This window comes from Mycobacterium sp. RTGN5 (assembly GCF_033804465.1).
GTDB lineage: Bacteria > Actinomycetota > Actinomycetes > Mycobacteriales > Mycobacteriaceae > Mycobacterium.
In genome coordinates this window covers 319,200-331,653 of the sequence record NZ_JAPZLA010000007.1, presented here as the reverse complement: position 1 = coordinate 331,653, position 12,454 = coordinate 319,200, and the positions used below count along the sequence as shown (strand labels likewise).

Here is a 12,454-nt window from a genome sequence, read left to right as displayed (position 1 = left end):
GTTTTGTTTGACCCCCCGGGGGTTTTGGCGGCCCCCCCCCCACCCCCAACCACCCCCCCCTCGGGCGCGGCAACGGTTTTGGGGGGGTTAACCCCCCCGCGGGGGGGGTTACCCCCCGCCGAAATCGCTAGAAGTAGTGGGCCTTGAGATCCTCGAGCAGGCCGATGCCGGTGGGCTGCCAGCCGAATCGCTCGCGGGTGAGGGCGCTGCTGGCCGGAATGTCGAGGGCGAAGAAGGCGCCGATCCAGCCGAAGTGGTCCATCGCGTTCTCGGGAGCGACGCTGGTGACCGGCACGCCGAGGTGTCGTCCGATGGTTTCGGCGATGTCCCTGGTGGCGACGCCTTCCTCACCGATCGCGTGGACGACGGCACCGGTCGGTGCTTCGACGGCCAGCCGGAACAGCACTGCGGCGTCGTCGCGGTGGACCGCCGACCAACGGTTGGCGCCGTCACCGACGTAGGCCGCCACACCCTTGTCGCGCGCGACATTGATCAGGGTCGGAACGAAGCCGTAGTCGCCGTTGCCGTGCACCGTGGGGGCGAGTCGCACGATGGAGACCCGCACGCCGCGGTCGGCGAAGGCCAGCGCGGCCGACTCGGAGACTCGGGGCGACTGGGGGTTGGCGGGTTGATCCTCGGTCAGCACCTGGCCCACGGCGTGCCCTGCCGTTCCACTCGTGACGACCAGCGGCCGGCCGGAGTCGGCCAACGTCTCGCCCAGTGCGGTGATGGCCTGGCGATCGAGCGCGCCCGCATCGGTGAAGTTGTCGAAGTCGTGGTGGAACGCCAGGTGGATGACGCCGTCGGCCGCTTTGGCGCCACTGCGCAGACTGTCCAGGTCCGCGAGGTCGCCGCGGTGGACGTCGGCCCCCGCTTTCGCGAGCGCTTCGGCGGACGCATCGGAGCGGGCCAGCCCGACCACCTGATGGCCGGCGGCCAGCAGGTCGGGCACCACCGCCGAGCCAACCCAGCCGGACGCTCCGGTGACGAATAGTTTCATGGGACAACCTCCATGTCAGTCGCTGTCATCAGACTCTAACGGTGATGTCAGCAACTGTCATCCCGCTAAAATTCCCCCATGGGTCGCTGGGAGCCGGATGCACAGGGCCGCCTTCAACAGGCGGCCCTGGCGCTGTACACCGAGCGCGGGTTCGACCAGACGACGGTCGCCGAGATCGCCGAGCGGGCCGGGCTGACCGAGCGCACCTTCTTCCGGTACTTCACCGACAAGCGCGAGGTGCTCTTCGCCGGCCAGCGGCCGCTGCTGGAACAGCTGACGAAAGGTGTTGTCGAGGCGCCTGATTCATCTCCGCTCGATACCGCGAGCGCGGCGCTCGAACAGGGCATGGCCTTCCTGGACGGCCGCCGCGAGGCATCGCGGCTACGCCAGGCTGTCATCGACGCCAACCCGGCACTGCAGGAACGCGAGCTCGCCAAGCGCGCCGCGATGGCCGCAGCACTCGCCGAGGGATTGGTGCGCCGCGGTGTGCCCGAGACGACCGCGCGCCTGACCGCTGAAACCGCCGCGGCGGTGTTCGGGCTGGCGTTCGAGCAGTGGCTCGCCGCCGACGACCACGACCTGGCCTACTTCATGCGCAACTCGATCGCCGAACTCAGGGCTGTGCTCTAACCCGCGTCGAGATCGACGTTCTGCCGCGATCTACTCGCGATTGTTCGGCCATTTGTCGGTTTGGGCGTCGGAGAGGAGTGCGAAGCACTCCTTCGTGCGGGCGATCCACCAGTCGCGGCGCTCGGTCGGCGCGGCGAGCGCAGCGAGGCGCGCCGGATCGGGCGCCACGTCGCCGACGGGCAGACCGCCGTCGACGGGCGTGATGTCGGCGACGTCCTCGACGAACAGCCCGCCGGTGCCCAGCCCGCAGGCATGCTCCAGTCGGGGCAGTGCCCCGGCCGCGGCCAGCCCGGCTGCGATGCCGACCGCGGAGTCCAGCGCACTGGAAACCACCACCGGGATGTCGATTTCGGCGGCGATGGCCAACATCGCGGCAACCCCACCCAGGGGGGCGACCTTGAGCACCGCGATGTCAGCCGCCCGCGCCCGCACCACGGCCAGCGGGTCGGCGGCCTTGCGGATGCTCTCGTCGGCGGCGACCGCGACCGCCACCCGTCGGCGCACCTCGGCCAGTTCGTCCACTGTCTTGCAAGGCTGTTCGAGGTATTCCAGCGGGCCGTCGGCACTGAGCGCGGCCGCGGCGGCCACCGCCTCCTCGACCGTCCACCCACCGTTGGCGTCCACCCGCACCGTCGGGATCACCGCGCGCACGGCATTGACCCGGGCGACGTCGTCGGCCAGCGTCTGCCCCGGCTCGGCCACCTTCACCTTGGCGGTGCGCGCCCCCGGGAAGCGCTCCAGCACCTCGAGCACCTGCGCGGCGGGCACCGCCGGGACCGTCGCGTTGATCGGGATGACGGTGCGTACGACGGGCGGCCTTGTGCCGTAAGCAGATTCGATGCCCGATGCCAGCCAATGGGCGGCCTCGGGTGGTTCGTACTCGACGAACGCGCCGAACTCGCCCCAGCCCGTCGGCCCGTCGATCAGCGCCACCTCGCGAATCATGATGCCGCGGAAGCGCACCCGCATCGGCAGCGCGACCACGTGCAGGCGCTCCAGGAGATCGTCCAGCGGTACCGCCATCAGATCGCGCGGCCGCGGTTCTCCCAGTGCGGTGTGCGCAGCTCACGCTTGAGCAGCTTGCCGGTGGGATTGCGCGGCAGCGCCTCGGAGATCTCCACGCTGCGCGGGCACTTGTAGCGCGCCAACCGCTCCTGGCACCAGGCGATCAGCTCAGCCTCGGAAGTCTCACCACCAGCCGACAATTCGACGACCGCCTTGACCGACTCACCCCACTTGTCGTCCGGGATGCCGAACACCGCGGCATCGAGCACCGCGGGGTGATCGGTCAGCACCCGCTCGACCTCGACGGAGTAGATGTTCTCCCCGCCGGAGATGATCATGTCCTTGAGACGGTCCTCGACGAAAATAAAGCCCTCGTCGTCGACGCGGCCGATGTCACCGGTGCGGAACCAGCCGTCCTCGGTGATCGCTGCGGCGGTGGCCTCCGGCTTGTTGTGATAGCCCTTCATCAACTGCGGTGAGCGGAACCACAATTCGCCGGGCTGGCCAATCGGCACCTCAGCAAGCGTCTCGATGTCGACCACCCGCACCTCCGCCTCATGGGCAGGCTTGCCTGCACTGAGCATCCGCTCCGGGCGGGATTCGTCGCGATGGGCCTCCGGTGGGAGATGCGTGATCGCGCCACACACCTCGGTCAGCCCGTACACCTGGATGAAATCGGTGTCCGGCCACGCCTTGAGCGCCGACTTCAGCAGCGCAGGCGGCATCGGCGAGGCGCCGTAGACGAACGTCCGCAGCCCGCCGAACAACTTCACCGCGTCCTCGCCCGATTCCAGCACCTTGCCCAGCACCGCAGGCACCAGGAACGTGCGGTTGGCGCCCTGCAGCAGCGCACCCGCCAGCGACGCGCCGTCGGCCTCGCGCGTCATGATCGTCGGGATGCCGGCGTGAATGCCGTACTGCACATACGCCGATCCCCCGACGTGGAACAGCGGCATCGCCACCATGTTCTTGTCGTCCGGGCCGAACTCGAACGTGGCCGCGTTGATCGTGTGCGCCAACATATTTCGCTGTGACAGCACGACGCCCTTGGGCCGGCCGGTGGTGCCGGAGGAGTACATGATCAGGCAGGTGTCGTCGGGCTCGACGCCGGCGGCACGACCGGTCGGCGAGGCGGCCGCCACCAGCGCCTCGTACTCGTCACCGTCCGCGCCGTCGGGGGTGACCTCGACGACGTGCTCGACGTGGGTCAGCTTTTCGCGGATGTTGTCGACGGCCCCGATCAGCTCGGAGCCGACGATCAGCAGTTTGGCGCCCGAGTCGTTGAGGACGTAGTCCATCTCCTCGGCGGCCAACCGGAAGTTGATGACTGCGGTCGCCGCGCCGATCGAGGCCGCGGCCAGCTGCAACTCGACGCAGGCCGGGTGGTTCTTGTCCAGGAACGCCACCACGTCACCGCGCCCGATGCCGCGCTCCACCAGGGCACCGGCCAACCGTTGGATCCGGTCGTTCCACTGCGCCCAGGTCCAGCTGCGGCCTAGGTAGTTGACCGCTTCGCCATCGGGCTTGTGGTCAGCCCAGTAGGTCGGCCGGTCGTCGAGAAAACGCGGTTCGGGCGCATACATACCGGCCAGAATGCCACGTCAGGTTGACGGCGAGCCAGCCTTGGGTCGCAGCAGCACCCACGCGACCACGATCGCCACAGCGGGCACCACCGCCATGATGAGGCTCAGGTCGTGGATGGCGGTCAACCAACTCTGGGCCGCCTCCGACACCACCCAGCGGGCCTTGTCCGGGTCGAGGACTTCGGCACCCGCCGCCGGCCCCGGCGCACCGCCGTGCGCGACGCGCAGCGCGTCGCGGGCCGCGTCCTCGCTGATCCCTGAGCCCTCCAGCTTGTGCCGCCCGTCACGCAGGAACAACGTGGTGCCCACCAACGCGAAGAGCGCCGGCCCGAGCGAGTAACTGGCTTGTCCGACAGCGGGTTTCACCGCAGAGATAACGCCACCCAGCTCAGCCGGGGCGCTCGACATCATGATGGTGGACTGCGGCGTCTGCACCACCGCGCCGCCGATCGCGTTCAGTGTCACCGCGACGCCGAGCACGAAAATCGGGGTCTGCGCGTCGAGCAGCACCAGCATCACCATCCCTACCAGCAGGATGGCCAGCCCCGTCACCAGCACCGCACGTTCGCCGAACCGGCCAACGGCGCGGCCCGCCGCCATCGCCGCCAGCGACGCCAGCAGCACCGACGGAATGAGCAGCAGGCCGAGCACTTCGGGAGATTGACCGCGGATGGTGACCAGGTAGTAGGCGAACAGGATGGTCGCGCCGCCCTGCAGGAAGTTGAACGTCGCACCGGCGATCACCGCGGCGTTGAACCGACCGGATCCGAAGATCCGCATGTCCAATGCCGGCGCGGCGGTGCGTCGCTCCCAGAACACGAACGCCACCGCCAGCCCGATCCCGACCAGGATCTGCACCAGCGCGGTGACGTGGAACCCGCCCTGCAGCGAAGTGAGCCCCAGGATCAACAGGATCAGCCCGACCGCGATCAGCAGGATCCCGACGATGTCGAGCTTGCGCTGCCAGCGCAGCGTTTCCGGCACATAGCGCATGGTCAGCGCGAGGGTGACCGCGGCAAGCACCGGGGTGACCAGAAAGCAGGCGCGCCAACCGAAGTGGGACACCAGCCAGCCTCCGACCGCCGGCTGAAAGACGCTCAGTGCATGGCCGGCGCCGAGGTACATCGCGATCGCGACCCCTCGTCGTCCCGCCGGGAACACCGCGTTGATGATGGCGAGCGACAGCCCGAGTACGAAGGCGAACGCAATACCGACACCGGCTCGCGCGAACGTCAGGACCGCGACGTTTGGCGCGACAGCGGCCAGCACACCGAATCCGATCGAGCCGTAACAGCCGATCACGAACATCCGCTTCATGCCATAGGCGTCGCCGAGCGCGCCCGCGCCGAGCACCGCCGCGGCAAGCGTGAGCGTGGCCAGGCAGGCCAAGAAGCTGGCGGTGCTGGGGCTGAAGGCCAAACCCTTGCGCACCTCGGCGAGATTGGCCGACAGGATCGTCGGGTCGGCGGCAGTGATGCTGTAGCCGAGCCCCATCGCCACGATCGTCATGGTCGCCGCGCGCCCGGTGACTTCCTGCTGCTGCGGCATTGGCGAATGCTAGCCGCGGCCGGATCGGGCGCGATGAATAACAGCACCCCTTCCATCAAATCTGGAACACGTTCTAGTGTGGACGCCATGAGTGACGAGCTGCTGCGCCATCCGATTCATTCCGGGCACCTGACGGTCGGCGCGCTGAAGCGCAATAAGACCAAGCCGGTGCTGCATCTGGGTGACACCACGCTGACCGGTGGCGAGCTCGCCGACCGCATCAGCCAGTACATTCAGGCGTTCGAGGCGCTCGGCGCGGGATCCGGCGCGACGGCGGGGCTGCTGTCGCTGAACCGGCCCGAGGTGCTGATGATCATCGGCGCCGGCCAGACCCAGGGGTACCGGCGGGTGGCACTACACCCTCTCGGCTCACTCGACGACCACGCGTACGTGCTCAACGACGCCGGGGTGACGTCGCTGATCATCGATCCCAACCCGATGTTCATCGAACGGGCCCAGGGTCTGCTGGAGAAGGTGCCCGGCCTCAAGCAGGTGCTGACGCTCGGCCCGGTTCCCGAGGCGCTGGGCGATTCCGCGGTGGACCTGATCGCCGAGGCCGCCAAGTACTCGCCGAAGCCGTTGGTGGCGGCCAACCTTGCCCCCGACCACGTCGGCGGTATGGCCTACACCGGCGGCACCACCGGCAAGCCCAAGGGTGTGCTGGGTACCGCGCAGTCGATCACCTCGATGACGACCATCCAGCTCGCCGAGTGGGAGTGGCCGGACAACCCGCGGTTCCTGATGTGCACGCCGCTGTCGCATGCCGGGGCTGCGTTCTTCGTGCCGACCGTCGTCAAGGGCGGCGAGCTGGTGGTGCTGACGAAGTTCGACCCGGCCGAGGTGCTGCGGGTGATCGAGGAGCAGAAGATCACCGCGACGATGCTGGTGCCGTCGATGATCTACGCGCTGATGGATCATCCCGATTCGCAGACCCGCGATCTGTCGTCGCTGGAGACGGTCTACTACGGCGCCTCGGCGATGAACCCGGTGCGGCTGGCCGAGGCGATCCGCCGCTTCGGCCCGATCTTCGCCCAGTACTACGGGCAGTCCGAGGCGCCGATGGTGATCTCGTATCTGGCCAAGAAGGATCACGACGAGAAGCGCCTGACCTCCTGCGGGCGGCCCACGCTGTTCGCCCGCACCGCGCTGCTGGATGCCGACGGCAAGGAAGTGGCCCAAGGCGAGGTCGGCGAGATCTGTGTCTCCGGGCCGCTGCTGAGCGGTGGGTACTGGAATCTGCCGGAGGAGACGGCCAAGGCGTTCAAGGACGGCTGGCTGCACACCGGTGACATGGCGCGCGAGGACGAGGACGGCTTCTGGTTCATCGTCGACCGGGTCAAGGACATGATCGTCACCGGCGGGTTCAACGTGTTCCCCCGCGAGGTGGAAGACGTCGTCGCCGAGCATCCGGCCGTCGCGCAGGTGTGTGTGATCGGCACGCCCGACGAGAAGTGGGGTGAGGCCGTCACCGCGGTGGTCGTGCTGCGACCCGACCACCCCAGCGACGACGACGCGGTGGCGAAGCTGACCGCCGAGATCCAGACGGCGGTCAAGGACCGCAAGGGTTCGGTGCAGGCCCCCAAGCAGGTCATCATCGTCGAATCGGTGCCGGTGACCGCGCTGGGCAAGCCGGACAAGAAGGCGGTGCGGGCGCAGTTCTGGGAAGGGTCTTCTCGAGCCATCGGCTAGCTCGGCGGCGCATACTTGGGTGATGCTGTCCAGGGTCATTCCGCTCGAGTACCTCAAAGAGCGCGACCTGATGTTCTGGCTGCCGCCTGGCGGTCAGGACAACGACGTGTGGGCGGACACCTGGGTGATCCTCGCCGAACTCGAATCAGCCGACGCCGCACCGCTTCTCGCGCTGCTGCACGATGCCGACGTCGGCGCTTACATCGCCAGCCCGAGCGGTCGAAAGGGCGCGACCGCCGCGGGCGTGCAGCTCTACGTGGACCGCGAACAGCACAATCGGGCCACCGATGTGGTGATGCAGTTTCTGCGGGGCAAAAACCAGCCCGTCGTGCCGGCGAAGTCGGCAAAGTCGGCGAAGCCCGCCCCGAAGGTGCGCCCCAAAGCCAAGCAGCCGGCCGCCATCCGCGCTGTATTGACGGTGCTCAAGATCGCGGCGGTCGCCGCATTGATCGCGCTGGGTCTCCTCCTGGCCTACTACCGAGGCCCGTCCCTCTTCCCGGGCGTGCATCCTGCGCATCACCCAGCTCCCGCTTCGAACGCGCCCGGCATGACCCAGCCCACCTGGACCGAGCCCCGACCCTGAGCGATCGTTCGTCGAAAGTAACGCCAGGGCGGCAATCGACGCCGGATCCCGCCGTGGCGTTACGGTCGCGGCGCCCCCGGGATCAGGGGAGTTTGATCGCCGACATGTACATCTCGACTATCGGCTTGTAGAGGTCGACGTCGTCGAGCTCACTGCCGAGAACCACCGAATCGCTGGTTGCGATCAGCACGCCCGCGAACGTCTGCGGTGGAATCAGCAGGGTTGCCCCCAGCCGGTCGAGTCCCTCGACGATGAATGTGGTCAAGCTTTCGAGGACCTCGGCGCGTTTGGCCGCGACCCGTTCGCGTGCATCCGGGTTGCGAAGCAGATACAGGGTGAACTCGTGGCCCAACGCGGCGTGTTCGGCCCCACGATCGGCGCTGAGCTGACGCCACCGCTCGGCGATACCCTCGCGTTCGCGGGCGCCGACCTCCGTTGCCTCGCCTAGCACTTCAGCGAAATTGTCGAAGTAGCGGCGCCAATATCGGTCGCTGACGGCGAGGAACAAGTCCTCCTTGGCGGCGAAGTGTTTGTAGATCGCACCCTTGGTGTAGCCGGCCGCGTAGGCGATGTCATCGAGACTGGCTGCGGTGAAGCCCTTTTCGGCGAACACCTGCTCGGCCGCGTCCAACAGCAGTGAACGGGTGTGTTCGAGACGTCTCTCGCGCGTCCAGCGCTCAGCCATCCCCCGATTCTGCCACGGATCGCAGAAACCGCTTCCAGTATCAGATACCAATGGGTATATTTTCGACGATCTAGTCGCTCAAAGCCATAATCCGCGGTCGAGAAGGGCACGAACCCATGAGTGATCTCTCCAGCAAGACCCAACCGCCGGTCGGCACGGAGGTGGAGAAGAAGGTCCGGCCGGTCGTCATCTGGGCTACCGCCGGTGGCTTGGTGCTGGCGCTGCAGATCTACGTGTGGACCCGCTGGGTCACCGGACCGTACTTCGTCCGGGTGCCTCAGGGGCCCAGCGATCCGCCGATGTACATGAAGACGATGCTGATGGTCAACGCCGCCGCGATGGTCGTCCTTCTGCCGCTGACCATCTACTGGTTTCTCATCCGGCCCTGGGTGCGAGAGCGGCGGTTCACCCTCGACGGATTGCTGTTCGTATCGTGTGCCCTGTTCTTCTTCCAGGATCCGTTCCTGAACTACGTCAACACCTGGTGCACCTACAACACCTGGCTGTGGAACCGTGGCTCCTGGTCGTCGCACGTGCCCGGCTGGGTCTCACCCGAAGCGCCGGGTCGCCAGGTCGCCGAGCCCCTGCTGATCAACGCGACCGGGTACGGCATGGTGATGTTCTTCGCCATCGCCGGGTGCTGGCTGATGCGCCGGCTGAAAAACCGCTGGCCCGGTATGAGCAACCTGAAACTGATCCTCGCCACGTACGCCGCCGCGATCGTCCTCGATTTCGTGATGGAGGCCGGCTTCATGCTTCCCTTCGGGCTTTACACGTATCCCGGTGCTATCCGGTCTGTTTCAGTGTTCGCCAACACCTACCATCAATGGCCGATCTACGAGGGCCTGATGTGGGGCGGGGTGATGACCGCGCTGGCCTGCCTCCGGTTCTTCACCGATGACCGTGGCCGAACCATCGTCGAGCGCGGACTCGACCAGGTGGGTGGCGGATTCGCCAAGCAGCAGTTCATTCGCTTTCTGGCGATCTTCGCCTTCACCAGTTCCGCATTCTTCTTCCTGTACAACGTGCCCGCACAGTGGATCGCCCTGCACTCCGACCCGTGGCCGGCGGATCATCTGAAGCGGTCGTACTTCAACGGCGGAATCTGTGGCGACGGGACCGATGTGCCGTGCCCCGACCCGACCCTGCCGATGCCCACCAAGCGTTCCGGCTACATCGACACCGACGGAAAGCTGATCCTGCCCGAGGGCGCGCAGTTGCCGAAGACGGTGCCGTTCGAGCCGGGGAACTGAGGTGCTGACGAACGACCAAGACCACTGCACTGCACCGTTTTACCGCGCCGTCGGCGACGAGGTCGAGGTGTTTCACGCCGCCGCCCGTCGCGGTGTGCCGGTGCTACTGAAGGGGCCGACCGGATGCGGTAAGACCCGGTTCGTCGAGGCGATGGCGTACGAGCTCGGCCGGGAGTTGATCACCGTCGCGGGCCACGAGGACATGACATCGGCTGACCTGGTCGGCCGATTTCTTCTGAAGGGTGGCGAAACCGTCTGGGCGGACGGGCCGTTGACCCGAGCAGTCCGCGAGGGCGCCATCTGCTACCTCGACGAGATCGTCGAAGCGCGCCAGGACACCACGGTGGTGATCCACCCGCTGGCCGACCATCGCCGCGAACTGTCCATCGATCGCTTGGGCACCACACTGCACGCCGCACCGGGATTTCAGTTGGTCATCTCCTACAACCCCGGGTACCAGAGCGTCCTGAAGAACATCAAGGAGTCCACTCGGCAGCGCTTCGTGTCGATCGAACTCGGCTTCCCGCCCGCGGAAGTCGAGACGGAAGTCATTGTGCACGAGGCAGGTATCGCCGTGACGACGGCGGATGCCCTGGTCAGACTCGGCAATGCGATCCGTGGTCTGGAGGGTTCGCCGCTACGGGAGGCGGCCTCCACCCGCCTGTTGATACTCGCGGGCATCCTCACTGCCGAAGGGCTCCCGCTACGCAAGGCCGTCCGCTCGGCGGTGGTACAGACGCTCTCCGACGACCCCGAAGTCGTTCGCGCGCTGGGCGAACTCGCCGACGCCATAATCGGCTGATGACGGACCCGGGACGGTTTCGGCTTCTGGCAAGTCATATCGCGGGCCGAGCCGTCGACGTCACCGCAGCACCGACCCGTGAGCTCGCCTACACCGACGGCCGGGCGATCTTCGTGTCAGCGGACAGCCATGACGATGAACAGCGCCGAGAAGTGGTTCTACAGAGCGCATTACTGGCGTGTGACAGCCTCGACCGCAGCGTCATGATGGTCCTGCGGGCGCGGCCGCGACCGGCCCGACGCTATCTCGCACTGGAGGGACGCCGCGCACTGGCCGAGCTGGCCAAGCGGGTACCGCTTGCGGCCTCATATTCCGTTGGCGACCCTGAATCTTCCAGTCGTGCCGAGTCGCTCGATATCGCCAAGAGCCGGCGGATGCTGCCCGCACCACCGGACTGGTTCGGACAGCTCAGACCCTGGTCGGTGCTAGGAGCTGTTTCCGAACAGGCGAAGTCGCCTACCGGCACCAAGGATCTGCGGTTGTCATTCGACCCGTCGGACGCCGACGAGGTCGACGAGATCGAGGACGACACCGGACCGACTGAGCGAAGTCTGATCCTTAAACTCTTTGAAGCGCCTGCCTTTTCGTCACGCGCATTGTCAGAGTACATTCGCAAACTCCTAGGCAGCTCGCGGTCGTACGGCGACGATTCGGCCGGCGCGGAACTGGACCTCGGTGCACTGAGACGGGGCCGCGGCACGTCCGCGGGTGCCCGGCCGCTGCCCACCCGCATCCACTTCACCGACGCAGGAAGACCGGGTGCAGCGGTCGGTGTCGGGGGCGCCCTTTACCCGGAGTGGAACGTGCACACCGGTCGCTACAGGCCCGAATGGTCGCGTGTCATCGACTTCCCGCTACCCATCGACACCGACGTCAACCCGCTGATCGTGCGCAAGGACGACGTCCTGCGGCGGCGGCTGGCCCGGATCGGGCTGGGCTTCACAGTGTTTCGTGCCCGTCCGGATGGCGAAGACCTGGACACCGAAGCACTGGTCAACCTGTTCGTCGACCTGCGCTCCGGCTATTCACCGCCAGCCGACGTCTATCTCGAGCGCCGCAAGACGGCCCGCGACCTCGCCGTACTGATCCTGCTGGACACCTCCGGGTCTACGACCGACGTCGACCGCGACGGGATGGCGGTGCACGAGCACCAGCGGCACGCCGCCGCCACCATGACCGCCACGTTGACCGAACTCGGTGACCGGGTCGCGTTGTACGGGTTTCGCTCCAACGGCCGGCAGGCTGTCCACCTGCCCGCCATCAAGACATTCGACGAAGGCTTCGGCGTACGGCAACGAACCCGGCTCGCGAAACTGCAGCCGTCGGGGTACACCCGGCTCGGCGCCGCGGTCCGCGGGGCCGGTGAAATCCTCAAACGGCAGGGGGGAACTCCCAATCGGCTCCTCGTCGTATTGTCCGACGGCTACGCCTACGACGATGGCTACGAGGGCACCTACGCAGAAGCTGATGCCGCCAAAGCGCTTGAGGAGTTGCGGTCCGACGGCGTCGCGTGCCTGTGCCTTGCCGTCGGCGCGGACACCGACGCGGCGGCACTGGGCCGGGTCTTCGGTCCCGCCAGCCATGCCGGCGCGGCCACCCTGCGCGAGCTGAGCCCCCGGATGGACGAGTTGTTCATCTCCGCCCTACGCGAACTGTCGGTGTCGACCTAGAACCGT

Annotated in this window: 11 protein-coding genes; 6 read left to right on the top strand and 5 right to left on the bottom strand. The window is 67.2% G+C overall.

Annotation, left to right across the window (positions count from 1 at the left end):
• Positions 1-127 precede the first annotated feature (127 nt).
• Positions 128-1,000 carry an SDR family oxidoreductase gene (locus SLQ31_RS27305; RefSeq protein ID WP_319437291.1) on the bottom strand — a complete coding sequence of 291 codons (873 nt, stop codon included), beginning with the start codon at positions 998-1,000 and terminating at the stop codon, positions 128-130.
• A gap of 78 nt (positions 1,001-1,078) precedes the next feature.
• Here SLQ31_RS27305 and SLQ31_RS27300 point away from each other — a divergent pair, with 78 nt between their 5' ends.
• Positions 1,079-1,630: a TetR family transcriptional regulator gene (locus tag SLQ31_RS27300; protein ID WP_319437290.1), complete on the top strand. Its 552-nt coding sequence runs from the start codon at positions 1,079-1,081 to the stop codon at positions 1,628-1,630.
• Positions 1,631-1,660: 30 nt separating this feature from the next.
• Here SLQ31_RS27300 and SLQ31_RS27295 read toward each other — a convergent pair whose 3' ends face one another.
• Genes SLQ31_RS27295 through SLQ31_RS27285 form a run of 3 tightly spaced genes read right to left on the bottom strand, consistent with a single transcriptional unit; the run spans position 1,661 to position 5,766 of the window.
• Entirely contained in the window at positions 1,661-2,653 is a 993-nt protein-coding gene (locus SLQ31_RS27295; RefSeq protein ID WP_413643122.1) for an o-succinylbenzoate synthase, read from the bottom strand.
• Positions 2,653-4,218, bottom strand: a complete 1,566-nt coding sequence (locus tag SLQ31_RS27290) for a long-chain-fatty-acid--CoA ligase (RefSeq protein ID WP_319437289.1) — start codon at positions 4,216-4,218, stop codon at positions 2,653-2,655. The genes SLQ31_RS27295 and SLQ31_RS27290 overlap by 1 nt, the downstream gene beginning before the upstream one ends.
• An 18-nt stretch (positions 4,219-4,236) precedes the next feature.
• Positions 4,237-5,766, bottom strand: a complete 1,530-nt coding sequence (locus SLQ31_RS27285) for an MFS transporter (protein ID WP_319437288.1) — start codon at positions 5,764-5,766, stop codon at positions 4,237-4,239.
• Between the two features lie 87 nt (positions 5,767-5,853).
• Here SLQ31_RS27285 and fadD8 point away from each other — a divergent pair, with 87 nt between their 5' ends.
• Together fadD8 and SLQ31_RS27275 are read left to right on the top strand one after the other, a co-directional pair.
• A complete protein-coding gene (fadD8, locus tag SLQ31_RS27280) occupies positions 5,854-7,455 on the top strand; it encodes a fatty-acid--CoA ligase FadD8 (protein WP_319437287.1) in 1,602 nt (533 codons plus the stop codon).
• A gap of 22 nt (positions 7,456-7,477) precedes the next feature.
• A complete protein-coding gene (locus SLQ31_RS27275) occupies positions 7,478-8,038 on the top strand; it encodes a hypothetical protein (protein ID WP_319437286.1) in 561 nt (186 codons plus the stop codon).
• 82 nt (positions 8,039-8,120) lie between these two features.
• Here SLQ31_RS27275 and SLQ31_RS27270 read toward each other — a convergent pair whose 3' ends face one another.
• Entirely contained in the window at positions 8,121-8,723 is a 603-nt protein-coding gene (locus SLQ31_RS27270) for a TetR/AcrR family transcriptional regulator (RefSeq protein ID WP_319437285.1), read from the bottom strand.
• Positions 8,724-8,839: 116 nt separating this feature from the next.
• Here SLQ31_RS27270 and SLQ31_RS27265 point away from each other — a divergent pair, with 116 nt between their 5' ends.
• Genes SLQ31_RS27265 through SLQ31_RS27255 form a run of 3 tightly spaced genes read left to right on the top strand, consistent with a single transcriptional unit; the run spans position 8,840 to position 12,448 of the window.
• Positions 8,840-9,976 (top strand): spirocyclase AveC family protein, encoded by a 1,137-nt coding sequence (locus tag SLQ31_RS27265; protein ID WP_319437284.1) that lies wholly within the window; start codon positions 8,840-8,842, stop codon positions 9,974-9,976.
• A gap of 1 nt (position 9,977) precedes the next feature.
• Positions 9,978-10,778: a CbbQ/NirQ/NorQ/GpvN family protein gene (locus tag SLQ31_RS27260; protein WP_319437283.1), complete on the top strand. Its 801-nt coding sequence runs from the start codon at positions 9,978-9,980 to the stop codon at positions 10,776-10,778.
• A complete protein-coding gene (locus SLQ31_RS27255) occupies positions 10,778-12,448 on the top strand; it encodes a nitric oxide reductase activation protein NorD (RefSeq protein WP_319437282.1) in 1,671 nt (556 codons plus the stop codon). Before SLQ31_RS27260 ends, SLQ31_RS27255 begins: the two co-directional genes overlap by 1 nt.
• The last annotated feature ends 6 nt before the right edge of the window (positions 12,449-12,454 follow it).